Source organism: Paenibacillus sp. Y951 (genome assembly GCF_056786395.1).
The window spans coordinates 25,816-49,951 of record NZ_JBXCIY010000004.1 but is presented as its reverse complement, the minus strand read 5'-3'; the positions used below and the strand labels follow the sequence as shown (position 1 = coordinate 49,951).

The window sequence follows — 24,136 nt, the reverse complement described above, 5'->3', positions numbered from 1 at the left end:
GCTTTACTAGAATAACTTACTTTCGTTATATCTAATAAGGAAGTTTATAATATACCAATACGGGCTTACATATAATATCTTATAACTTCCCTACACCCTGCTTAATCTGATTACATTCGTTATACAACTATATGGATTTATTTTTAACAATATGTAAATTTGTAAATAGTTTCAAATACATATTTACAAAAAAAGGAAATGGGTTATCATTAATTTGTAATAAAATACTAAGAAGAGGTGATTGTATTGAGAAAATTAGCATCATTCGCACTCGCACTTGTTTTACTGTTTAGTTTAATTCCTGCTACATTCGCACAAGAAAATCCTTCTATGAAGCTATCACAACCTGCAAGCTTTACACAAGATGATATTCTTAGTTTAGAAAAGTACATCTCTGTTAATGAGAACGGTTTCTTTGAAATTAACCTTAAAGAAGCAAACGAGAATGGAGTCAATTCTGAATTAATTAATGGACAACAAAATTTTCTTAATGAAATAAATAAACAAATCGAAAGAAATGAACTAGTTGCATATCCCGATTTAAGCATTCAAAATATTAATATCCTTCAAGATTCTCGCAATAATTCAACCTCAAATTACTTAATTGCGGCTAGTTGTAACGGAGTAACCACATCGCCTGATACTCATTGGTGGGGTTATAGCGTTTCTTTGAATAGCTGTGATGCCGATAGATTCGCTGCAGATCTTACAAGTATAACTGCTGTAGGTGGCGGAGTAACAATAATAGCAGCCTATTTCGGCGGACTTCCTGCTATTCCTCCTGGTCTTACAACAGCATATTTTGGTTTAGTTGCATCTAGAGTTTATGCAAACAATTCAAATGACACTGGTGTACACATGGACATGACGTGGGTTCTTGTTTTTGATATCGAGCCACAATAGTATCAAGACTCAAAAACTTATGAAGGAGGGGTTTTATGCCAGCTTTTATGTTGCCTTACACATTGATATTACTAACTATAGCAGTCATTGTAATGTCCTTCTTATATCACCGAAAAAAAAGAACTAATAATGGTAAGCTTCAAAAAAAAAAAATTATTATTTCTTTGTTAATCACTATTTTTTTAATCGTTCTAGGTAATTATTTTATATTTGCTACGCTATAGTTGAAGTTAATTTTATTATGGATAATAAAGGTTGTCGATGAATTATCGACAACCTTTATCTACATTTAATACCATATAGAAAGCGAGGCTTGGTTGAAAAAATCGGAAAAAAAATTTGAAAATTAATTGCAATCCCACAAGTGTATTTTTATTCAGATAATTTTCAATATCGACTTATTTCTTAAGAATTATCATTAATTCCTCATATTCCGCGTCATTAAGGTGCTGCGCCATCATTTGTTGAATGTCGATTAACTCTTGATCGGTTAGTCCATCCTCTAGATAAGTTGAGAATGTTTGCCAAGAATCTGGTGGTAATTGGGTCGTCAACAACTCTAGCATTCTATCCTTATCCTCTAGCGAAACGGTATCTTTGGCTGTTGAAATTTCCTCTGGTGTCATCGCAATTTCGGTATCGTCCACTTCAATAGGGGCTAATACTTCTTGAGCAGCCTCGTCAGTTGCAGTATTAAGATCACTCGGTATTTGTCCCTCATCAGTCTCTGGCTGCTCTGTGGCGATAGGAAGGTCCGTAATGGCTTCACCACTACCACTTAATGTATCTATTTCACTTCCCCACAACCTGCCCCAAACACCAGACATCGCCATTGGTGGAATCTCTATCGGAATTTCATATTGCTTCAAAATAGATTCCACATAACTAGTGATAATATACCCCGTCGTCCATACTGAGAGCATACAAACAATTAACACCGTTGCTATCGCTTTACCCGCCCACATCAAAATCTTCAAAATCATCCATCTCACTCCCACCACATTTCATAGTCTCTATCATTATGGACAGAAAGAGCGGGACTCATTCTTATAGAAACTACTTATTTCCTAAATGTGTTCCGATCAAGATCGCTCCAAGAACCAATTACTGTTACGATCGCCGTTGGCCTCGGATTTAGTTCTTTCCGCTACCACTTTAAGTAGAATGAACTACATAAATTATGTGCCAAGGGAACAAAAAAACTCTCCTACAAGCGAGAATCGCTCATAGGAGAGTCATTATTTAGTATTTTTATCATTTCACTTGTGAGCATCATAACGTGATCACAAGTATCATCATCGAGCATTCAATCACAGGCTTCACTTATGAGTATCACGAAGTGATCATAAGTACCGTCTCTGAACATTCTAGCAACCACATCTCGCCTACCCACGAAGAGGGCATCCTCGACGATTCGCTTGTCAGCACCAAGAAGATGACTCACAGCGAAAACGAGTAGCACAGCGTACGTTATGTGTACGTGAGCACACACAGGCTTTCGATGGGGGGCATATTCGCCGCCGACTATGCTACGTTAGCATAGTCATCGTGATCACAAGCGGATCACTGGTAGATTGGGAGTACTTGGTTCGTCTGTTCTCTATTCCGCCCCACAGAGAAGATCGCAATTGGAATTCCTGTTAGTTCAGCAATACGATTGACATAGTTCAATGTGTTGGTCGGTAGATCTTCAAGACGTTTTACGCTCGTAATATCCTCTGACCAGCCTGGTAGCTCTTCATATACCGCTTCACATTCACTTACTGCTTTCAAGCTTGCGGGGTAGTGGTGAATGATCTCACCGCGATATTTGTACCCTGTACAGATCTTAACGGTATCAAGGCCAGAAAGAACGTCTAATGAGTTAAGGGAAAGCCCCGTAATACCACTGACACGGCGCGCGTGACGGATAACAACGGTATCGAACCAGCCTACACGACGAGGACGGCCAGTAACCGTACCGTATTCATGGCCTATATCTCGAATCCGTTGACCGATTTCATTATCTTGCTCAGTAGGGAAAGGACCGTCGCCGACACGAGTAGTGTAAGCTTTTGCTACACCAATAACTTGTTGAATACGTGATGGGCCTACGCCAGAACCGATACAAACACCACCTGCTGACGGGTTTGAAGAAGTAACATATGGGTAAGTACCCTGGTCGATATCAAGCATTACACCTTGAGCACCTTCAAATAACACCTTTTGATCAGCATCGATAGCATCATTCAAAACAACAGACGTATCTGTAACATATGGACGAAGTACTTCCGCATATGCAAGATACTCTTTAATGATTTGCTCAGCGTCAACACCTGCAGAACCGTAAACTTGCTCGATTAATTGGTTTTTCTCAATAACAATCGCACGGACACGAGCAGAGAACTCTTCTGCATCCATAAGATCTGCGATACGAATACCGCTGCGAGAAGCTTTATCCATATAGCAAGGGCCGATTCCTTTACGAGTTGTACCTATTTTTTGATCACCTTTGCGATCTTCTTCAAGACCATCAAGAATAATATGATAAGGCATAATAACATGCGCACGATCACTAATTACAAGGTTTTCTGTAGAGAAGCCATTCTCTTGAATATAATTAATTTCAGTAATTAATGCTTCAGGATTAATGACCATACCATTGCCAATAACACATGTTTTATTGGCATTGAAAATACCAGAAGGAACCATCGTTAACTTATATTTTTTATTATCAATAAGAATCGTATGTCCGGCATTGTTACCACCTTGATAACGCGCTACTACGTCCGCACCCTCCGCAAGAAAATCGGTAATTTTACCTTTCCCTTCATCTCCCCACTGCGTACCGACAACAACAACTGTTGACATAGCTCTACCCCCACTCGATGATTCTACATCGATAATTTTTGTCACAACAAAAGATGATATTCAAGCGGTTGCTCAAAAAGTCTACTTTTTGAATTTTCACTTTAAGTAACCGCATTAATATTTTATCAATTGTCCTAAAAAAAGTCAAATAAAAAACGAACGATTACATGATAGTACATGTAATCGTTCGTGATTTATGACGCTTTCGACGGATCTTGATGAGTTCTATCTATATTTACGAATTTATTGAAGTTTTTGAGGAATACGAGCTCCACCGTCCCAACGGGACCATTACGCTGCTTTGCAATAATAATTTCGATAATATCTTTCTTCTCTGACTCTTTATCATAGTAATCATCGCGATATAGGAAGGATACAATGTCGGCATCTTGCTCAATTGATCCTGACTCACGTAGATCGGACATCATTGGACGTTTATCTTGACGTTGTTCAACGCCACGACTAAGCTGCGACAGTGCGATAACAGGAACTTCCAACTCACGAGCAATTTGCTTCAATGTACGTGATATTTCAGATACTTCCTGCTGACGATTTTCTCCAGCTTTCCCACGACCTGAGATTAGCTGCAAATAGTCGATCACAATCATACCCAAACCATTTTCCTTCTTCAAACGACGACATTTGGCGCGAATTTCCGCTACAGTAATACCTGGAGTATCATCAATATAAATTTCCGCTTCAGATAAAGCGCCGATCGCCATCGTCAGCTTCTCCCAATCATCTGGCTCTAAATTACCTGTACGCATACGTGTCGCATCGACATTGGCCTCCGCACAAATCATACGCTGTACAAGCTGAGCAGCTGACATCTCCAGACTGAAGATTGCTACCGTCTCTTTGGCACGTACACCAACGTTTTGCGCAATATTTAAGGCAAATGCCGTCTTACCTACAGAAGGTCGAGCAGCAACGATAATTAAGTCACTACGCTGAAAACCTGCAGTCATCCGATCTAGATCAATGAAGCCCGACGGAATACCAGAAGTTCCTCCGCGGTTTGCATAGAGAAATTCTACTTTTTCGAAAACTTCCATCAATACATCTCGAATCGAAATAAATCCGCTACTTGAACGACGATTGGAAATTTCCATAATTTTTTTCTCTGCATCACTAAGCATACTCGTTATATCTTCTGCATTCGCATAGCCATCAGAAACAATATTTGTTGCTGTCCGAATTAAGCGACGTAACATCGACTTTTCTTCAACGATTTGCGCATAATATTCTACGTTCGCAGCTGTAGGTACGGAATGGGCAAGCTTCGCCAAATAACTTACTCCGCCTATTTCCTCTAACGTGCCCTTATCCTGTAAATGCGCTGTTAACGTCACGAGATCAATCGGTTGACTGTCCTCACCGAGATCCAACATAGCTTCAAAGATCAGTTGATGGGCACTATTATAGAAATCTTCACTCTTTACACGTTCCATCGCTGTAATTAAAGCTTCTGGCTGTAACAATGCTGCGCCAATAACAGCCTGTTCAGCCTCCATATTTTGCGGCGGCACGCGGTCGAATAATGGTTCTGAATTCACCAGCCCACATCCTTTCTTTTAGAGGTAGTTCAAAAAACGGACTTTGATAACGATGATTGACTTCGAAGGTTACTCGACGTCGAATATGAAGCGAACTTGGAAAGTACGGTTCGCGTGTACCAATAACGTACACTTGCGCTTCCGCCTTTCTCAAGTAGCGCTCCATCTTCTCGGTTCTGAAAGCCCTTTTTTTGAACTTTCATGTTAAGGTGGTTCAATTTATCTTTCAAAAGACATCATAGCCAAGCTATGACGATTTCTATGCAACGGAGCATAAAACACAACGTACACAAAGTGTATGTAAGCAAACCCACACCTTCGAAGCATAACGAAAATGTCTATGCAACAAAGTGAAGCCACGATGTCTTTTGACCGAACTTCAAATAAAGGTTCAAAACGTTCGCTTGTCAGCACCAAGAAGATGACCCACAGCGAAAACGAGTAGCACAGTGTACGTTATTGGTACACGAGCACACACAGGCTTTCGATGGGGAGGCATATTCGCCGTCGACTACGTTACGTTAGCATAGTCATCGTGATCACAAGTGGATGTTTTGAACTACCTCTAACTATTCTTCGACGATTTGTACTTTCATTGTCGCTTTCACATCCAGGTGTAACTTAACAGGTACTTGCGTTACGCCAAGGGAACGAATTGGCTCATCCAATTCCATTTTGCGTTTATCGATTTTGATGCCAAGTGCTGCAACAGCATCAGCAATTTGTTTTGTTGTGATGGCACCGAATAATTTACCGCCTTCACCAGCTTTTGCTTTTACTTGAATCGTTAATTCTTCAATTTTTTTGCCTAATGCAATCGCATCTTGTTTCTCTTGCTCTTTGCGCTTTACTTCAGAAGCATGCTGCATATCTAATGTTTTCACATTACCGGCTGACGCAATCTTAACTAAATTTTTCGGCAATAAGAAATTACGTACATATCCTTCAGACACATCTTTAACTTCACCTTTTTTACCTTGACCTTTAACATCCTGTAGAAAAATCACTTTCATTCGAATAACCCCTCTTCTTCCTCAATTTGTTTGAGTACATTTTTCAGCTTAATAGCCACTTCATCTACCGTTCCTTCTAACTGTGCTGCAGCATTGGTTAGATGTCCACCGCCGCCCATACGCTCCATCACAACCTGAACATTGATTTGTCCAAATGAACGGGCACTTACGGAAATTAAACCATCCTGTCGTTCTGAAACAACGAATGAAGCATAAATATTAGACATATTCAGCAATGTATCTGCCGATTGAGCAATTAATAATTGCGATTTCACTTGGCCTTTTTCCACAACAGCTAATGCAATATGTTCATAGATGATCGTTGCATGCTTAATAATATCAGATTTGTTCAGATACCCATTCAAATCCTCTTGCAGCATACGTTGAATCATCGATGAATCTGCGCCATTACGACGTAAAAATGATGCTGCTTCAAATGTTCTAGCACCCGTTCTTAATGAGAAGCTTTTCGTATCAACGGTAATGCCCGCTAATAATGAAGTTGCTTCCCGCACATCTAAAGAAATTCGATCATGAATATATTGTAACAGTTCCGTAACTAATTCACATGTCGACGATGCATAAGGCTCTAAATACATCAATGTAGCATGACTGAGAAACTCCTCACTACGTCGATGATGGTCGATAACTACTAATCGCTCGGTCATACTTAATAACTTCGGTTCAGCTACCATAGATGCCTTATGCGTATCTACAACAACAGCTAAAGTCGCTGGCGTCATCAGACTTATCGCTTGCTCAGGTGTAATGAATCGCTTAGCAATTTTCTCATCCTCGCGCAAAAGCTCCATCATACGATCGATAGATGGATTATTTCCTTCCAATACAATATAAGCTTCCTTGCCTAGCATTCGTGCAGCTTTCAATATACCAACTGCAGCACCGATGGCATCCATATCAGGCATACGATGGCCCATAATAACCACATTATAGCTTTCTTTAATAAGATCCCGTAATGTGTGTGCTACTACACGCGCCCGTACACGAGTACGCTTCTCGACTGCATTCGTTTTACCACCATAGAACGTCTGACGTGTGCCAAACTTAACCGTTACTTGGTCGCCACCACGACCTAATGCGATATCTAAGCTACGATGTGACCATTGTCCTAACTCTAGAACATGATCCGCACCAGCAGCAAATCCAATACTAAGCGTCACTGGTATTTTCTGATCACTTGTCAACTCACGTACATCGTCAAGAATATCAAAGCGTGTTTGTTCAAGAATGCGAAGTGTCCGCTGATCGGTAATAAGTAGGAAGCGATCCGAAGTTAGTCGTTTCAAATACACTTCATATTTCTGCGCCCAATCGGTAATTTCACCAGTCACTTTTGAGAGAAGTACTGCACGTTGGTTATCGTCTAGCCCTTGTGTCACTTCTTCTAAATTATCAACCATAACGATACCTAGTGATAGACGCTCCTCATCATACTTTTTATGTAACGCCCATGTTTCCGTAATATCTACCACGTAGACGATCCGATCCTTCTCACGGAAAGTTAGCCGATACATATGCTGGTGCAACATAACTTCAATATGCCCTTCTCGATCTTTCGCTTGCGAGATAGATGGAAATAACTTCGTTAGCGATTCACCAATTAACGATTCTTGATTCAGAATCTGGGCAATAAAAGGATTATGCCACTCTACTATGTTTTCTTCATTAAATATAATAATTCCAAAAGGTAATTCCTGAATAACATCCGTTCCGCCCTTCTTCAGGCGATAGGATAAAGTCTGAATGTACGATTTGAAATCCTGACGAAACGCACGCTCAGCAATCAATAAATAAATTGCTACACCTATACTTAACAAAAGTCCAACCGCTCCTGCTATCCAAGAAAAAATAGTTAGCATCGCTGTTAATATGAGCATAATAACGATGGATATAATACTATGAAGACCGTGCCAACGTCTCGTTAAAAAATTCGGCATATTCATAATCGCTCCCGTGCTTAGGTTTGCTTAGAAAAATACTTTCTAAGTGGAAAAGCCGCGTCCAATATCCCTAAAATACTGAAAAATGGAAGTAGGATAACAGGAATTGCTATTAAAACCGGAATGATTTTTGGCCAATTTCGATTATGTGCGAGATAGAAGAAAAAACCAACCGCTTGAATAGAAAATAGGAAACTTAATGTTGGCACAAGACTTGCAAGTGCTACCGTTAGAAATGATGTATCTAGCGGATTTACCATCATCTGCACAATATAGACAAGCAAGTAAAGAAATAATATTGAACGGGGTAAGCGCCAATCTCTAGCTGCTGGAAATGCAGGCACAACGATACCCTCCATCGTCGCTAATTTACGAGCAACATAATGAGAGCATATGACAATGCCGAACGAAATAAGTAGCATGACAAAAGGAATCATATCTAGAAACATTTTCACAAAACCTTCTGATACTTCAGCGTTCCAATTCAGCGGTAACGCAGTTAAATTATTCATCGATGCAATCAATGTAGTGCGAATATCGTTTAACATAGAAATACCGATCACATTTTCAATCACCAATAGTTCCAGCATAAGAAGAACTAGCATTATCCCCGTCATTTTCGGGATAATCTTTAATGAAGGTGTTCCGCCTCTGTACATATGGCCCATGTAAATGCTCGGAATTAATGCTAATATACTTGTACTTAGAAAAATAAATGGATCTATAATGACAGATCCAACGACAAGAATTACAATAACATGTACAACAAATGACTTTTTGTCCAATTGCGTATAAAGAAGCGTAAAAGGAACCAAGCTAAACAATAGTGTTAATACATTAAGACCCGGTACTATGATGAACAAAGACATCGCAAGTGCCATTAAGCTCCATAGTATCGGTTTTATACCTGTTTTCAAACCATTCACCTCAATACGTAGAATCATTGTTTGTAAGTTACACTAAACATCATTATATCATAAATCATTCCCTGTAGTATTGATCTACATGACCGTCTTCATTCGGTAAATTGTAACTTAGATACAAACATCAAACTTTAATAATTGTCACCATAATCATGCTACTAGAATTTTATTGCATTTTCTGGAGTAGATGAACTATGATTCATCTTAGTTATAAAAATTAGGAAGTGATATGTTTATGAAAAAGCAATTTCTTATTGTAGGTTTAGGTCGTTTTGGTAGTAGTCTAGCACGAACATTAGTTGCTAATGGACATGAAGTATTAGCCGTTGATAGAGATGCCGAATTAGTGCAGGATGTCGCACCTTATGCAACACACGCGATTCAAGCTGACTGTACAGATGAAGCCGTACTTAAGGAATTAGGTGCGAGTAATTTCACCCATGCGATTGTCGCCATTGGTGATGACCTACAATCAAGCATTCTAACCACTTTATTACTTAAAGAATTGAAAATACCAACCGTTATCGCCAAAGCACGGGATGAAATGCATGGAAATGTATTGCGCAAAATTGGTGCAGACCAAATCATTTATCCAGAACGAGATATGGCCATGAGATTAGCGAATCAACTTAGTTCGAATAGCATTATTGATTATATTGAGCTTTCTGAGGAATACAATATCGTCGAAATGCTAGCATCACCTGCCATGCATGGATTGTCTTTGCAAAAGCTTAATATTCGTGCCCGCTTCGGCTGTACCATTCTTGCAATCAAAACAAATAAACGAATGAATGTTGCCCCAAGTGCTGAAGATAAGATCGAAGCTGGAAATTTGTTATTACTGATCGGCTCTCTCGAGCAAATCAGACAGTTGGAGACACATTATGATCGAAAACGCTAACTCCCCATCTCAACAAAAGCAGAGTAAACTTTCCAATAAAGTTAGGATATTACGTTATCAGCCTAGTCCGCCACAATTTATCGTATTAGCTTTCTTGATGCTTATTACTATAGGTACCTTGCTATTGATGATGCCTGTGTCATCGCATAATGGACATTCTATTGGTTTCATTAATGCCTTTTTCACAGCAGTTTCGGCAGTTTGTGTGAACGGGCTTAGTGTGCTCGACGCTGGTACTGACTTCTCTATTGTTGGACAAAGTATCCTTATGCTGTTAATTCAAGTCGGAGGACTCGGATTCATGACAATCAGCGTTATTATTGCGATTCTTTTGGGCAAGCGGATTGGATTGAAGGAACGACTTCTCATTCAACAAACAACTCAGTCAACAACCTCACAAGGCCTTGTTCGCTTAAGCATTTATATATTTATTATTGTGTTTACTTTTGAATCGATTGCTACGCTCATTCTGACATTTCACTGGGAAGCTTCTATGGGCTGGAAAACGGCATTTTTCTATGCGTTATTCCACTCCGTCTCCGCCTTCAACAACGCAGGGTTCGCACTTTGGCCAGAAGGATTAGTTGCTTATGTTGGTGATCCTGTTGTCAATTTTGTCATTATTGCATTATTCGTAGCCGGAGGATTAGGCTATATCGTTATTGTAGAACTATTCAAAAAACGGAAGTGGAGTAAGTTTTCGTTACATACCAAAATAGTTCTTTCGTCTTCGCTGATCATTACTATCGTTGGTTTCTCAATCTTATTACTACTTGAATCGATGAATCCCGCTACATTCGGCACGTTGAACTGGGGAGAACGAATTCAAGCTTCTTTGTTTCAAAGTCTCGTACCGCGAAGTGTAGGATTCAACACACTTGAAATTACCCATATGCTTACGGCATCACAATTTCTACTTATTATCTACATGTTCATTGGTGCGGCTTCTGGCGGTACTGGTGGTGGTGTGAAAATTAATACCGTTGTTGTGCTTATACTAGCTACCATTACAACATTCCGAGGTGGCGGGCAGATTCACGCCTTTAAGCGTAGAATCCCTCAAGAAACTGTGCTACGTGCGCTTGCCGTTGTTATGAGCTCACTGGCATGTGTACTCATCATCGCACTTGTATTGACGATTACAGAGGACATGCTAGAGGATCATTTCTTAGAAGTTTTATTCGAAGCTACTTCTGCGTTCAGTACTACTGGCTTATCTATGGGACTGACCAAAGATCTTTCGACACTTGGTAAAATTATTATTAGCTTCACAATGTTCATCGGGCGACTCGGACCGTTAACGCTTGCTTACGCACTAGCTAAACGCAAACAGCAATCTCGTCTTGGCTACCCAGAGGATAATATATTGATTGGTTAATAAATAAGGCTTATGCGGCTATAGTCTCTTATTTGAGATCATAACGGCATAAGCCTTTAATATTATGCGCTTAATGTTTCAGTCATGCCTGATTTCTTGACAAGCTGTGAGCTTTCCTTATCCCAGAGCACCAATTCAACTTCATAACCATCTTCTTGAAGTCGATTCACTACCTTGGTCAGTGATAAGATTGCTGATTGATCCCATAATTTCGAGTTGCTACCGTCAATAATAATCCGCTTATATCCTGCAACGGCTTCGATCGAATGATCAAACGCCGTAGACGTTGCGAAAAATAGTGGACCATTTATATAATAGGTTAGTAAGCCTCGTTCTTCGTCCGTAGCAGTCGTAATATGAAGCTTACTAGATTGAATTGCGAAAATAACTGCACTCAACAATACCCCTACCAATACACCCTGTGCAAGATTATGAGTAATTAATATGACAACAACCGTTACGATCATCGTCATCGTATCACCAATTGGCGCCTTCGGAATCTGCTTAATCGATTGCCATTCAAATGTGCTAATCGCAACCATAATCATCACGCCGGCTAGCGCAGGCATCGGAATTTTCACCACTACATCGCGTAATACAACGATAAGTAATAACAATACTCCGCCTGCAACCATCGTTGAAAGTCTACCTCGTCCACCTGAACGTACATTTATTAATGATTGGCCAATCATCGCACAACCAGCCATCCCGCCGAACATACCCGTAATCGTATTGGCAATCCCTTGACCGCGAACTTCCTTGTTCTTATCACTCTTCGTCTTCGTATGTTCATCGAGGACCGTCGCCGTTATCAATGATTCAAGTAAGCCTACAATAGCCATAGTTAACGCTACTGGGGCAATAATTTTTAAGGTTTCCCATGAAATAGGGACATTTGGCCAATGGAACAATGGCAGGCTACTATTAATAACACCCATATCTCCTACCGTTCTTACATCTAGACCGATCACTATTACAGCTATAGTCATCACAACAATCGCTACTAAAGTAGACGGAATTGCTTTAGTAATATAAGGTAAGCCATATACAATTAACAATGTAACAGCACCAATCATATAAACTACCCATGTCTCATCTACAAAATGCTGTAGCTGGCTCATAAACACCATAATACCTAATGCATTAAGAAATCCAGATAATACCGATTGTGGAATGAACGAAATCCATTTTCCTAGCTTTAATGCACCAATAGCATATTGAATTAATCCTGTAAGGATCGTCGTAGCATACAAATATTCAATCCCATACTGCGCTACAAGTGTTACCATCAAAATAGACATCGCACCTGTTGCAGCAGATATCATCCCCGGTCTTCCGCCAAAAATTGATATGAGTACCGCAATACAAAACGAAGCATGAATCCCAACCATAGGATCAACACCAGCAATGATCGAGAACGCAATAGCTTCAGGAATTAACGCTAATGCGACCGTCACCCCTGCAAGCACATCTCCTCTAACATTGAATAACCATATTGACCGTAACTTATTAAGCAATGTAGTTCTCTCCCTTTGTTGCCTAACTTAAACTTGTCCATTCTATCATCAAGACAGCAACCTACTCACTATAAATCCACAAGATTAAGCTGTCAATATAAGTTTGATACTAATAAAACTACAAGCGAAGTGTACGTTATTCGTACACCAGCAATGAATGGCATAGTCGGCGTAGGCTAAGCTATAACACGATGCAGCGTGATCACAAGCAAGGCTTCTTGAAATACCTTAATCGGTTGTCAGCACCAAGAAGATGACCCACAGCGAAAACGAGTAGCACAGCGTACGTTTTGTGTACGTGAGCACCTACAATGTTTCTGCAAGAAACATACATCGGAAGCTTATGCCAGGCTTTCGATGGGGAGGCATATTCGACGCCGACTAAGCTACGTTAGCATAGTCATCGTGATCACAAGCGATTAATACCTAAAAAGGACTTCCCTTGTGGGGAAGCCCTTTATCCGTAACCTACTATTCAGTAGTGTATGGTAGTAATGCGATTTGACGAGAACGCTTAATAGCGATTGTCAGAACACGTTGATACTTCGCGCTTGTACCAGTTACACGACGAGGTAGAATTTTACCACGCTCGCTGATAAACTTTTTAAGCAAATCAGTATCTTTGTAGTCGATGTGCGTAACTTTGTTTACTGTGAAGAAACAAACTTTACGACGCTTGTTGCGGCCGCCTTTACGAGAGAACTTACGCTCTCCACGATCTTCTCCGCTTTCTTTTCTGAAGCTCATTCGAACCCTTCCCTTCTGTTATAAATTTAATGGCAATTCAGATCACTGACATAGTCCGAACTGACTAAGGTTAATTTTGAATTTTATCTCTATTTTTCGATAGGTACATCTAGGTACCCTGTTAAAGTCACTTACAATAGAATAACTCATAACACTTTAAAAATCAAATAAATTTCCACGTTGTTTGCACAAAATTAATGGAATTTATATTATAAATGAGCCAATTATCGTGAATGATTGAATTCCAATCGCTCTAGCGTTAGTTGCTCGATATATTCGCGATCAACTTCAAACCCAATCCCTGCTCCTGCAGGCAGTACTACGACACCCTGCTCAATCTTAACCGCCGGTACAATAATATCTTGATGCCAGTATCTTGCCGATGCCGAAATATCTCCTGGAATCGTAAATTGGCTTAACGAAGCGAGCGCCATATTATGAGCACGTCCGATGCCTGACTCAAGCATTCCCCCGCACCATACTGCAATGTCATGCTGTTGACATAAATCATGGATGCGCATCGCTTCCGTCATTCCGCCAACACGACCTAGCTTCACATTAATGATTTTGCAGCTACCAAGCTCAATCGCTTTTCGCGCATCATCATATGTAATAATACTTTCATCAAGACATATCGGCGTAGTCAGCTGAGCCTGTAGCTTCGCATGATCAACAATATCGTCGCTCGCAAGCGGTTGTTCGATCATCATCAGATCATAATCATCCAGTTGCTGTAAATGAGCAATATCACCCAGATCATACGCCGAATTAGCATCGACCATTAGTGGAAGATTGGAATAACGAGATCGTATAGCTGTAACAAGATCAATATCCTGACCAGGCTTAATCTTTATTTTCATTCGTTCATAACCATCCGCAGTATATTGCTCAATTAAGCGATAATAATCGTCTAAAGAAGATTGTAAGCCGATAGCCACACCGACTTTCAGCTCTTTCCTTATACCACCGATAAGTTCATATAACGGTTTCCCAACAATCTGACCATACAAATCCCAGATCGCCATCTCTAATCCAGCCTTCGCCATCCCATTGCGTTTCACATTAGCCAGTAGCATTGGTAGCTCCTTCGGATGCGACACACTAGCTCCAAGTAACGTTGGAATAAGAAAATCTCGCAATATATGCCAAGCGCCATGCACCGTTTCCTCAGTGTACCAAGGCGTAGCGAATGCTACACATTCGCCCCAGCCGACATTCCCTTGGCTATCTGTAACTTCTATAACAATCGTCTCACGATCGAGATAAGCACCGTTAGCTGTAACGAAGGGGTCCTTCAATGACATACTAATCCGATATAATGTAATCGATTGAATCGTTATCATAAGCAACCTCCTTCCGTCTAGCGCAGTTTCTTTCTCGCCACTCTGCTTTTCAAACCTCTAATTACATTCTTTGCTTGAAAGGTAGCAATTGCAATAAGTCACGACGAAGTAATTTATTAGAAGCATTACGCGGTAATTGTGTCACAATATGTATCTGCTTAGGCAGCTTATACTTTGCTAATCGCTCGGCACAATGCTGCTGCAGCTCCTCTACCGCAATCACTGAATTAGTATTAGACTCTAAGACGACAAATGCAACAGGTACTTGTCCCCAATGCTCATGAGCGATACTCGTAACACCTGCTTCGTGTACAGTCTCATGACTTATAAGTGCCGCTTCAATCTCGGCAGGATATATATTTTCCCCGCCAGATACGAACATATCTTTGCGACGATCGAGTACATAAAGGAAGCCCTCTTCATCCACATAGCCGATATCTCCTGTATAGAGCCAACCATTAGCAAAGCTATCTGCACCTACACCATTCAAATAACCAGCAGTCACATTAGGACCACGAACAATAATCTCTCCCGCTTCCAAAGCTTGCGCCTCATGACCATCAGCCATAATGTTCAACTCTGCTTGGAAAAGTGGCTTTCCGGCGGAACCTAGCTTCGACAGCATATATTCAGGCTGCAGCGTCACAATCTGCGAACATGTTTCCGTCATGCCATATGTTTGAAAGACTGGTATCCCCTTTGCCACACATTGCTCAAGTAACGAAAGTGGAGCAGGTCCCCCGCCTAATAACATACAACGAAAATGTTCAGGATAACGAACGTCACCGAGCTGCCCGATCATCCTCGATAGCGTAGTACTGACAACCGACATTATCGTTACACCTTGCTCGATAATTGCAGCATTGGCAGCAGCAGGCTCAAATTTTTCATGAATGACCATTGGAATACCGTAAATGACACTGCGAATGACGATCGATAAACCGCTAATATGGAACAATGGGACACATACAAGCCATTTATCATGTTCAGAAAGCCCTAGATTGAGCATCGAGCCAACGGCAGAGTTCCAATGATTACTGTAGCTTTGAATGACACCTTTCGGAGAACCTGTTGTTCCTGAAGTATACATAATCGTATGCGTCTCTTCTTGATCGATATAAGTGATCAGAGGTGCATCCGTCGCCAGCTCAACTTGTTGCAAATCCGTCGTAGATATACAGCGTATACTGTCATATTCACTAGTTATAAGTTCAACAAGCTGCTGGAATTGTGGATGATAAATGAGTACGTTACACTTCGCATCTTGCAGCTGATAGCGTAGTTCATGTGCCGTAAGCCTACTATTAAGCGGCACAACAATGCCGCCAACATATTGAATAGCATGAATAAGCTCCACAGTATAGCTATCATTAGAACAAAGCAAGGCTACTCTGTAGCCTTGCTTTGTTGGTAATGATCTTATTCTGTTAGCTGTCACGAGAGACTGATCGCGCAATTGCAAGAACGTAATCTGCTCGTTGCCATATTCAATCGCTATCCGATTAGGCGTAAGAGAGGCTCGCTTATCAAGCCAATGAGGCATATGCATCACTTTGCCCTCCTTGTATACGTCTTATGGGAAACGTGGGAACTGCTTGAAGTCCGGATCTCTTTTCTCTTTGAAGGAGTCGCGACCTTCTTTTGCTTCTTCTGTTGTATAGTATAGCAGCGTTGCATCTCCAGCAAGCTGTTGAATTCCTGCTAGTCCATCTGTCTCTGCATTGAAAGAAGCTTTTAAGAAACGTAGCGCCATTGGCGACTTGGATAAAATCTCTTGGCACCATTTCACTGTTTCTGCTTCTAGATCTGCAAGTGGTACAACGGTATTCACTAGACCCATATCCAATGCTTCTTGAGCATCATATTGACGGCATAGATACCAAATTTCTCTAGCCTTCTTCTGACCAACAATGCGAGCTAGATAGCCTGCACCATAACCACCATCGAAGCTACCAACCATCGGACCTGTTTGTCCAAAGCGTGCGTTGTCTGCTGCAATCGTTAAGTCACATACAATATGTAGAACATGTCCACCACCAATAGCATATCCTGCCACCATTGCAATAACTGGCTTAGGAATCGTACGAATCAAGCGTTGTAGATCAAGAACGTTAAGACGAGGAATTTGATCTTCGCCGACATAACCACCATGACCACGAACCTTCTGATCACCGCCTGAACAGAAAGCTAAATCACCAGCACCTGTTAGAACGATAACACCAATGTTCGCATCATCACGAGCAATCGCAAATGCATTAATAAGCTCCATAACCGTCTTAGGACGGAAAGCATTACGAACTTCTGGACGATTAATTGTGATTTTCGCTATACCATCATATGTTTCATATAAAACGTCTTCAAAATTACCATATTTTTCCCATGCTACTACTGACATCTGTTACACCATCCCTTTTCTCATTGTGGTTATTCAAATAGATCGCTCTTTGAACCTGCACTCATCGTTAAGTATCTCTTTACTATTGTATCAAATTTATGAGGTTGTTCCATATGTACATTGTGACCAGCTTCGGAAACAATCTCTAATTGCCTTTCCGAGTTACTCATCCGTAGCATCATCTGCTCCGCAATCGCTCGAAACTTTGTATCTGCTTCACCAACAATGAATAATGTCGGCCCAGTAATATTATCCAATTGCTCCCACCATGATGGCTGAGCACCAGTACCAATGCCTCGCAAGCTATTGGCTAAACCTAGCGGCGTATTATTGCGACGCTGCTGATCAATCGCTTCTCGCTCTACTAACGGTAGCATTTTCAGACTAGTAAATAGCGGTAGCTCTGCCCAATAATCTGCAAACCAATCGATGCCATGCTGTTCAAGCTTGGTAGCTAAAGCCTCATCACTCGCAATTCTAGCTTGTCGTTCTTCTAATGTCGCGATTCCTGGAGAAGTACTTTCTAGAATTAAGCCACTCACTTTAGAAGGAACAAGCTGCGCCATCGATAATGCAATTCTACCACCCATAGAATATCCTAACACAATTGCTGATTCAATATGCAGCTGATCAAGCAGCTCCACTAAGTCATTGACCGTTTGCTCTGAGCTATAACGAGTGAACGCAATGGGGGCATCACTCTCACCATGACCTAATAGATCAACGATAACGAGCTGATGCTCTGCACTCCAGCTGTCAATGAACGGAGCCCATTGCTCATGATTGCCTGAGAAGCCATGTAATAACAACAATGCTTGTCGTTTTCCATGAGCTTCTGGATGAGCTTCTCCATGAACTTCTACATAGTAAGATACCCCATTGATGATGTACTTCATCCTATTGAGCTCCTTATTAAGGTTGTTCAAAAAGCAGTCTTTGATAACGAAGTAGACATCGATTCTGAAAGCCTGCTTTTTGAACACGCACATATTATAATAACTTCGCTAACTTAGCGGACAGCTTAGGCCATATTTGACGATGAAGCTCCACATTAAGTTCGCGGTCCGTTGGAACTTCGATAACTTGTAATCCACCATGCTGCTCGGCATGCTCAAAAGCTTCATGGAATTGCTGCCAGCTCTGAATACGGTGGAATTGACCACCATACATCTTAATCGCATGCTCATAATCAAGTCCAGTTGGTGTCCCGAACAATACTTCAAAATGATTCGGTAGCTTCGCTTGTGGTAAGAAGGAAAAAATACCCCCACCATCATTATTAACAATAACAATCGTTATATTAAGCTGATGAAGCTTAGCTGCTAATAACCCATTCATATCATGATAGAACGATAAATCACCGATTAACAATACCGTCCGCTCACTTACAGCGCTAATACCGATTGCTGTTGATACTAGGCCATCAATTCCATTTGCTCCGCGGTTAGCGAGAATACGAATAGCGTCTTCCTTGTTGCAGAAGAAACTATCTACATCACGAATCGGCATCGAATTACCAACAAACAGCGTACTATTGCTACTCATTAAAGCCTGTAGTTCCGTTACAACTCGTCCTTCGAACAGCTGACCACCATGTTCACCGTATGCTTCCTGCTGTAGTAGCGCTCTGGTTGCTTCATTCAGCTCCAGCCATTGCGATGCCCACTTAGTCAACTGCCTAAGCCGTTCAATACCCTCGTATTGCTTTTCCTGTCCTATGGCTTCACCAAGCTGTAGTTGCTCCATAGCTTCGCACAGCTGCCTACAGAATAAGACAGGATGCACAGTAAAGCGATCCGACATTAGCAATGTCGGATCACGCCATCCCGCTTCATCGACAACAATCATTCTACTATGCTGATGACGATTCATATATTGCAGCAGCGGCTTTGATACCGGCATTGCTCCAAAACGAATAATTACTGCTGGCTCAACCGATTTCGCAACTGCTTCATCTCTAAGAAACGAGTCATAGCTATCTATAACGAAGCTTTGATCATGAGCGCCGCTTCTTAGCTGTGACAGTGGATCAGCTAAAATAGGGTAATCCAATTGTCTAGCTAAAGCTGTTATTGCTTCTATTAGTGTAGGCTCATCATGAGCGCCACATACAATAATACCGTTGTCCACATCGAATAGCTGTTTAGCCAAGCTATTCATTTGTGCAGCTGAAGCAGTCATCACCCCTGCCTCGTGAACAGTATACGGTCGCTTCCCTGCTCTCCCCCCGCCAAATAGCTCAGGATGCTCAAGATTAGGCAGCAATGGCTCACGCAATGGGAAGTTCAAGTGGACGGGTCCACTTGGCGTGCTACATGCCGTCATCACCGCACGCGCTGCGGAAATACGTGCATGCTTCAGCATAAGTTCACCTTGCTCGGGAATCGGCATCTCAGAAAACCACTTCACATGATCACCGTACAGTCCGATTTGATTAATCGTCTGTGGCGCGCCTACATCACGCAACTCATGTGGTCGATCTGCTGTAATTACCACTAAAGGTACTCGTGACAGGTTAGCTTCTGTAATCGCAGGGAAGTAATTCGCCGCCGCCGTTCCTGACGTACACAATAGCGCTACCGTTTCTTGCCTCGCCTTGGCTATACCTAGCGCAAAAAACGCTGCAGAACGTTCATCGATATTCATCCATACTTGAAGCTGTTCATGTTCTGCGGCTAATACCGCAAGAGGTGTCGAGCGTGAGCCAGGACTAACAACGATATGCTTCAAGCCCGCTCTTACTAATTCATCTATAAATGCGCTGAGATATAATGTTGCTCCGTCCGAACTCATCACGTATCCCCCTAAGCTTTTAGAGTAACTTTTTTCTTTATTCCGTACCGTTAGTGGCTTTCTTACTCAGAAGCTTGTAATGCGGTTAGCATGGGCTTGAATTTCAATGCTGTTTCATGATATTCGCTCAACGGATCTGAATCTCCGACGATGCCACAGCCAGCAAATAAGTATGCACAGCGATCCTTTAACAATGCGGAACGTATCGCTGCCGCAAATTCACCTTCTAGCTCAGTATTCAACCAACCAATTGGAGCTGCATACCAGCCGCGATCCATATGCTCCAAGGTCCGAATAGCTTCCAAAGCAGCTTGCCTTGGCATACCACCAAGTGCTGGTGTCGGATGTAATGCCTCCACCGCTTGCAGCAATGTAACATCGGGCTTTGCCAGACCAGTAATAGGCGTAGCAAGATGCTGAATATCTTTCAGCTTACGAATAATTGGTGCGTTAGGCGCTTCAACATCTTCACATAGCTCTAGCATAGCATCCTTAATCATATGGACAGCTAGCTCATGCTCATGTAGATTTTTCACATCTTGGCTTAAGAAGCTTCCTAGATGTTCATCCTCAGACAACGTTGCTCCGCGAGCGATGGAACCTGCTAATGATAATGTTTGGAACTGATCACCTTGGCGCTTAATTAGTCGCTCCGGTGTTGCTCCGACAAAACAGCTGCACTGCTTATCAATAGCAAATACATACGTATCAAGTTGATCCGTTAATAAACTTCTAACGACTTCTTCCGCATGGAATGGTTCCTTCGCTTCTAGCGTAATTGCCCTAGCGAGTACCACCTTCTCTAACTCCCCATTACGTATAGATGAAGCAGCATTTCCAACTGCACTCATCCAGTCAGATGGTGCAATTTCTTCCTTCATTACGGATAACAGCACTTCTCGCTCTACAGCTTCATATGCATATTTCACAACATCAATACTTAATAGTTCCTGCTCGACCTCATCTTCATCAGGTGAAATCCATGCATTCATAGTGAGCCATGTCTTGCCTTCATATTCCGTAACCATAAATTGCGGCACAGCAAAGCTAGTATGAGCAAAATCGCTCCACTTCTCTGTCTGTGCAATATTAGGATCAAATGAAAAACCACCAAATAATATAGGTCCTACATATCCAGAAATATTATGGTCAATGATTGCTTCCGTAGCAATTGCTGTCCAAGCATCATTAATCTCTTCATAGCGTGTTGTAGCATTGCTTGCAGTCAATGTAAGCACACTACCTAAGCCGACAAATGTTAACGTTCTACCTGGTTCAGACCATAAAAATCGATTACCTTTATATTTGTGTTCATCGTATGAAAAAAAGGCTGGTAAATCCATCTTTTCAATCTCAGAAACGGAGCTTACCAACACATTATTTCCAGAAAGACGGGCTTGTCGTTTGCCTTCTTTCATTAATATAACCATTTTATTATTCAAATTCACGTTATTCACCCTTGTCATTACCTTACCGATTTATCTGTTTCAAGAATACACTCCTACTAGAATAACGTCAACTTTCTACCAAGTTTCTAGCGTTGACACTTTTCTCTAGTTATCCTACACTTATAGTTGAACTTTATTATGTTACTTATATTATAATAGTAAGGATGCGGTATGATGCAAACAGAATTACACACAACCACACAAAATGTTTGGTGGAGGCTCATGCGACCTCATACATTAACAGCATCTTTTGTTCCTGTATTTACTGGTACTGCCATGGCACTTTTTGATAATAATATGAATGTCTTATTGTTTATATTGATGCTAATTGCCTCACTGCTCATTCAAGCGGCAACGAATATGTTCAATGAATATTACGATTTCATTCGTGGGCTCGATACAAAGGATTCTGTCGGTATTGGTGGAACCATTGTCCGTGATGGTGTAGCACCGAAATTCGTTCGCAACCTTGCCTTTTTGTTCTACTTTGTGGCCATACTAATTGGTGTATATATTTGTATGTCTAGCTCTTGGTGGATTGCTGCAATTGGAGCGGTATGTATGCTTGTCGGTTACTTCTACACAGCAGGCCCGCTGCCTATTTCCTCTACTCCATTTGGTGAACTGTTCTCTGGCTTATTAATGGGACCCGTCATTATTATGATTACGTATTTCATTCAGACAGGTCATCTGTCCTGGTCGCATTTCTTCGTCTCGATCAGTGTTGGCTTCTTAATTGGCGCGATCAATTTATCCAACAATATTCGTGACCTTGATGGTGACAAAGAATTTGGACGTAAAACAATCGCTATTCTACTCGGTCGTCCTAATGCGATTAAGCTACTGGCTGCTACATTTATTATTGCCTTCGCTTGGATTGTTGTGCTTGTCTTCACTGGACATGTTACGCCTTGGGCAATAATAGTATTTGCTAGTGCACCGAAAGCGATTCAAGCCGTCAAACAATTCCAAGGGAAAACAGTTGCCTTTGAGATGATGCCTGCTATGAAATCGACTGCACAATTCAATACATTGTTCGGCTTATTATTAACGTTTAGTATATTACTTGGCTATGTCGTGCATCAGTTCTAACTAATGATCCTCTACAAGTCATGTACGGAGGAATATCGCGATGATGGATATTAAAGGTACAATTATTGAAGCGTTAGGGATTGAAACATTAGAGCTTTCAGCTGATAAAGTCATATGTACGATGCCCGTTAACGAAAAAACAAAACAACCTTTTGGCTTATTGCATGGTGGTGCATCTGTCGTTCTGGCAGAAACGGTAGCTAGTATTGGTGCTTGGGCTAGCATTGATCAAGAAAATGAAGTTGCGATGGGCATGGAAATTAATGCGAATCATTTACGAAGTGTAGGGCAAGGGATCGTTACTGCTATCGGTATACCACTTCATAAAGGTCGCAGCTCCGCAGTATGGGAAATTAAGATAACGGATGAACAAGACCGTCTAATCTGCATTTCTCGTTGTACGGTAGCCATTGCTAAGAAACGTAAAGATTAATCGTCTTTTTAGAAATAGTTCAAATGTAGCTTGGAATAATCACTATTTGTATAAATTATAAATACCCTATCATCGATGTAGCTGACAAAGATTAATCGTCTTTTAATTACATTGGGATAGGGTATTTTCATTATCAAACGGTATATCACATGCTACAAAAGGAAGGAGAACAAACGATGTTACGAATCGAGCGATATGAAGCCTCACAAATAGAAGAAATTATTGCACTATTTTATAATACGGTTCACCATATTAATGCAGCGCATTATTCAGCTAAGCAGTTACAAGCGTGGGCTCCACCAGAGGAACGTGCCAATAAAGCAGACAGTTGGCAGCAAAGCTTACAACAACATATTACTTATGTAGCAATGAAAGATGGCATTATCGTAGGTTTTTCTGATATGAGCGATGATGGTTATCTCGATCGGCTATTTGTTCATAAAGATTATCAACGCCAAGGAATTGCTACTGCACTACTGACACAATTAGAACATGGTGCCAATCAATTGCAGCTATCCTCCATCTATACAGAAGCAAGTATTACGGCTAAACCGTTTTTTGAGCATCACGGATTTCACGTTGAACAAATGCAGCAAGTCGAGCGCCAGCAAGTTTCAATGACTAACTTCGTTATGAGTAAATCGTTGGAGTAAATTAAGCTGAACTACTTTAGTGGAGCATTTTTCTATCCACAATGAACAATCTGTTAATAACTTTTATATTCATCGGTTCATACTTGTCCACAGTGGATATAATTGTTTATGCGCTAACAGTTATCAACTTGTGGGTAACTGTTAGCGAGGAGCATATTACCCATAGCGTAGTTTCATATCCTTCACATTCGCACATCCATTACCAAATATTTTATCCTTCAATAAACTTA

General features: G+C 41.1%; 21 protein-coding genes. 6 read left to right on the top strand and 15 right to left on the bottom strand.

The genetic code is table 11. The annotated features are described in order from the left end of the window. Positions 1-246 precede the first annotated feature (246 nt). Complete coding sequence (locus AC1TPB_RS07005; RefSeq protein ID WP_482075831.1) at positions 247-903, top strand: hypothetical protein; 657 nt, start codon at positions 247-249, stop codon at positions 901-903. A gap of 398 nt (positions 904-1,301) precedes the next feature. On the opposite strand, the gene AC1TPB_RS07000 is transcribed toward AC1TPB_RS07005, so the two are convergent. From AC1TPB_RS07000 to AC1TPB_RS06970, 7 genes are all read right to left on the bottom strand, one after another. Next, positions 1,302-1,886, bottom strand: a complete 585-nt coding sequence (locus tag AC1TPB_RS07000; RefSeq protein WP_482075830.1) for a hypothetical protein — start codon at positions 1,884-1,886, stop codon at positions 1,302-1,304. A gap of 580 nt (positions 1,887-2,466) precedes the next feature. Next, a complete protein-coding gene (locus AC1TPB_RS06995; protein ID WP_482075829.1) occupies positions 2,467-3,753 on the bottom strand; it encodes an adenylosuccinate synthase in 1,287 nt (428 codons plus the stop codon). Positions 3,754-3,947: 194 nt separating this feature from the next. Beyond that, positions 3,948-5,309, bottom strand: coding sequence for a replicative DNA helicase (dnaB, locus tag AC1TPB_RS06990; protein WP_482075828.1), 1,362 nt, complete (start codon positions 5,307-5,309; stop codon positions 3,948-3,950). Between the two features lie 29 nt (positions 5,310-5,338). Continuing rightward, a complete protein-coding gene (locus AC1TPB_RS06985) occupies positions 5,339-5,512 on the bottom strand; it encodes a hypothetical protein (RefSeq protein WP_482075827.1) in 174 nt (57 codons plus the stop codon). Positions 5,513-5,878: 366 nt separating this feature from the next. Further along, positions 5,879-6,322 carry a 50S ribosomal protein L9 gene (gene rplI / locus AC1TPB_RS06980; RefSeq protein ID WP_482063933.1) on the bottom strand — a complete coding sequence of 148 codons (444 nt, stop codon included), beginning with the start codon at positions 6,320-6,322 and terminating at the stop codon, positions 5,879-5,881. Continuing rightward, entirely contained in the window at positions 6,319-8,280 is a 1,962-nt protein-coding gene (locus AC1TPB_RS06975) for a DHH family phosphoesterase (RefSeq protein WP_482075826.1), read from the bottom strand. The genes rplI and AC1TPB_RS06975 overlap by 4 nt, the downstream gene beginning before the upstream one ends. 20 nt (positions 8,281-8,300) lie before the next feature. Beyond that, positions 8,301-9,227, bottom strand: a complete 927-nt coding sequence (locus AC1TPB_RS06970) for a DUF2232 domain-containing protein (RefSeq protein WP_482075825.1) — start codon at positions 9,225-9,227, stop codon at positions 8,301-8,303. A gap of 214 nt (positions 9,228-9,441) precedes the next feature. Here AC1TPB_RS06970 and AC1TPB_RS06965 point away from each other — a divergent pair, with 214 nt between their 5' ends. Together AC1TPB_RS06965 and AC1TPB_RS06960 are read left to right on the top strand one after the other, a co-directional pair. Continuing rightward, positions 9,442-10,107 carry a potassium channel family protein gene (locus tag AC1TPB_RS06965; protein WP_482075824.1) on the top strand — a complete coding sequence of 222 codons (666 nt, stop codon included), beginning with the start codon at positions 9,442-9,444 and terminating at the stop codon, positions 10,105-10,107. Next, positions 10,091-11,485 (top strand): TrkH family potassium uptake protein, encoded by a 1,395-nt coding sequence (locus AC1TPB_RS06960; RefSeq protein WP_482063937.1) that lies wholly within the window; start codon positions 10,091-10,093, stop codon positions 11,483-11,485. Before AC1TPB_RS06965 ends, AC1TPB_RS06960 begins: the two co-directional genes overlap by 17 nt. A 62-nt stretch (positions 11,486-11,547) precedes the next feature. On the opposite strand, the gene AC1TPB_RS06955 is transcribed toward AC1TPB_RS06960, so the two are convergent. The 8 genes from AC1TPB_RS06955 to AC1TPB_RS06920 form a co-directional block, all read right to left on the bottom strand. Further along, the gene (locus AC1TPB_RS06955; RefSeq protein WP_482075823.1) at positions 11,548-13,002 is read right to left on the bottom strand and encodes a SulP family inorganic anion transporter; all 1,455 of its coding nucleotides are present in this window, start codon (positions 13,000-13,002) and stop codon (positions 11,548-11,550) included. 471 nt (positions 13,003-13,473) lie between these two features. Continuing rightward, positions 13,474-13,749: a 30S ribosomal protein S18 gene (rpsR, locus tag AC1TPB_RS06950; protein WP_482075822.1), complete on the bottom strand. Its 276-nt coding sequence runs from the start codon at positions 13,747-13,749 to the stop codon at positions 13,474-13,476. Positions 13,750-13,973: 224 nt separating this feature from the next. After that, positions 13,974-15,092 carry an o-succinylbenzoate synthase gene (gene menC / locus AC1TPB_RS06945; RefSeq protein WP_482075821.1) on the bottom strand — a complete coding sequence of 373 codons (1,119 nt, stop codon included), beginning with the start codon at positions 15,090-15,092 and terminating at the stop codon, positions 13,974-13,976. A 61-nt stretch (positions 15,093-15,153) separates the two neighbouring features. Next, complete coding sequence (locus AC1TPB_RS06940) at positions 15,154-16,641, bottom strand: o-succinylbenzoate--CoA ligase (RefSeq protein WP_482075820.1); 1,488 nt, start codon at positions 16,639-16,641, stop codon at positions 15,154-15,156. Between the two features lie 24 nt (positions 16,642-16,665). After that, positions 16,666-17,487, bottom strand: coding sequence for a 1,4-dihydroxy-2-naphthoyl-CoA synthase (menB, locus tag AC1TPB_RS06935; protein WP_482075819.1), 822 nt, complete (start codon positions 17,485-17,487; stop codon positions 16,666-16,668). A gap of 29 nt (positions 17,488-17,516) precedes the next feature. Beyond that, positions 17,517-18,383: a 2-succinyl-6-hydroxy-2,4-cyclohexadiene-1-carboxylate synthase gene (gene menH, locus AC1TPB_RS06930; RefSeq protein WP_482075818.1), complete on the bottom strand. Its 867-nt coding sequence runs from the start codon at positions 18,381-18,383 to the stop codon at positions 17,517-17,519. Between the two features lie 94 nt (positions 18,384-18,477). After that, positions 18,478-20,280, bottom strand: coding sequence for a 2-succinyl-5-enolpyruvyl-6-hydroxy-3-cyclohexene-1-carboxylic-acid synthase (menD, locus tag AC1TPB_RS06925; RefSeq protein ID WP_482075817.1), 1,803 nt, complete (start codon positions 20,278-20,280; stop codon positions 18,478-18,480). A gap of 62 nt (positions 20,281-20,342) precedes the next feature. Continuing rightward, positions 20,343-21,728, bottom strand: a complete 1,386-nt coding sequence (locus AC1TPB_RS06920; protein WP_482075816.1) for an isochorismate synthase — start codon at positions 21,726-21,728, stop codon at positions 20,343-20,345. 174 nt (positions 21,729-21,902) lie between these two features. On the opposite strand from AC1TPB_RS06920, the gene AC1TPB_RS06915 reads away from it, so the two are divergent. The 3 genes from AC1TPB_RS06915 to AC1TPB_RS06905 all read left to right on the top strand — a co-directional run bounded on the left by AC1TPB_RS06915 (position 21,903) and on the right by AC1TPB_RS06905 (position 23,906). Continuing rightward, the gene (locus AC1TPB_RS06915) at positions 21,903-22,820 is read left to right on the top strand and encodes a 1,4-dihydroxy-2-naphthoate polyprenyltransferase (protein WP_482076071.1); all 918 of its coding nucleotides are present in this window, start codon (positions 21,903-21,905) and stop codon (positions 22,818-22,820) included. A gap of 43 nt (positions 22,821-22,863) precedes the next feature. Continuing rightward, complete coding sequence (locus AC1TPB_RS06910) at positions 22,864-23,253, top strand: hotdog fold thioesterase (RefSeq protein ID WP_482063985.1); 390 nt, start codon at positions 22,864-22,866, stop codon at positions 23,251-23,253. Positions 23,254-23,429: 176 nt separating this feature from the next. Continuing rightward, complete coding sequence (locus AC1TPB_RS06905; RefSeq protein ID WP_482075815.1) at positions 23,430-23,906, top strand: GNAT family N-acetyltransferase; 477 nt, start codon at positions 23,430-23,432, stop codon at positions 23,904-23,906. Positions 23,907-24,136: the final 230 nt, after the last annotated feature.

What these genes read in the sequence shown, in the direction of transcription:
- AC1TPB_RS07000 (WP_482075830.1), bottom strand. Translation starts at nt 1,886, where the DNA reads ATGATTTTGAAGATTTTGATGTGGGCGGGTAAAGCGATAGCAACGGTG.
- AC1TPB_RS06995 (WP_482075829.1), bottom strand. Translation starts at nt 3,753, where the DNA reads ATGTCAACAGTTGTTGTTGTCGGTACGCAGTGGGGAGATGAAGGGAAA.
- AC1TPB_RS06985 (WP_482075827.1), bottom strand. Translation starts at nt 5,512, where the DNA reads ATGAAAGTTCAAAAAAAGGGCTTTCAGAACCGAGAAGATGGAGCGCTA.
- rplI (WP_482063933.1), bottom strand. Translation starts at nt 6,322, where the DNA reads ATGAAAGTGATTTTTCTACAGGATGTTAAAGGTCAAGGTAAAAAAGGT.
- AC1TPB_RS06975 (WP_482075826.1), bottom strand. Translation starts at nt 8,280, where the DNA reads ATGCCGAATTTTTTAACGAGACGTTGGCACGGTCTTCATAGTATTATA.
- AC1TPB_RS06970 (WP_482075825.1), bottom strand. Translation starts at nt 9,227, where the DNA reads ATGATTCTACGTATTGAGGTGAATGGTTTGAAAACAGGTATAAAACCG.
- AC1TPB_RS06965 (WP_482075824.1), top strand. Translation starts at nt 9,442, where the DNA reads ATGAAAAAGCAATTTCTTATTGTAGGTTTAGGTCGTTTTGGTAGTAGT.
- AC1TPB_RS06960 (WP_482063937.1), top strand. Translation starts at nt 10,091, where the DNA reads ATGATCGAAAACGCTAACTCCCCATCTCAACAAAAGCAGAGTAAACTT.
- rpsR (WP_482075822.1), bottom strand. Translation starts at nt 13,749, where the DNA reads ATGAGCTTCAGAAAAGAAAGCGGAGAAGATCGTGGAGAGCGTAAGTTC.
- menC (WP_482075821.1), bottom strand. Translation starts at nt 15,092, where the DNA reads ATGATAACGATTCAATCGATTACATTATATCGGATTAGTATGTCATTG.
- AC1TPB_RS06940 (WP_482075820.1), bottom strand. Translation starts at nt 16,641, where the DNA reads ATGCATATGCCTCATTGGCTTGATAAGCGAGCCTCTCTTACGCCTAAT.
- menB (WP_482075819.1), bottom strand. Translation starts at nt 17,487, where the DNA reads ATGTCAGTAGTAGCATGGGAAAAATATGGTAATTTTGAAGACGTTTTA.
- menH (WP_482075818.1), bottom strand. Translation starts at nt 18,383, where the DNA reads ATGAAGTACATCATCAATGGGGTATCTTACTATGTAGAAGTTCATGGA.
- menD (WP_482075817.1), bottom strand. Translation starts at nt 20,280, where the DNA reads ATGAGTTCGGACGGAGCAACATTATATCTCAGCGCATTTATAGATGAA.
- AC1TPB_RS06915 (WP_482076071.1), top strand. Translation starts at nt 21,903, where the DNA reads ATGCAAACAGAATTACACACAACCACACAAAATGTTTGGTGGAGGCTC.
- AC1TPB_RS06910 (WP_482063985.1), top strand. Translation starts at nt 22,864, where the DNA reads ATGGATATTAAAGGTACAATTATTGAAGCGTTAGGGATTGAAACATTA.
- AC1TPB_RS06905 (WP_482075815.1), top strand. Translation starts at nt 23,430, where the DNA reads ATGTTACGAATCGAGCGATATGAAGCCTCACAAATAGAAGAAATTATT.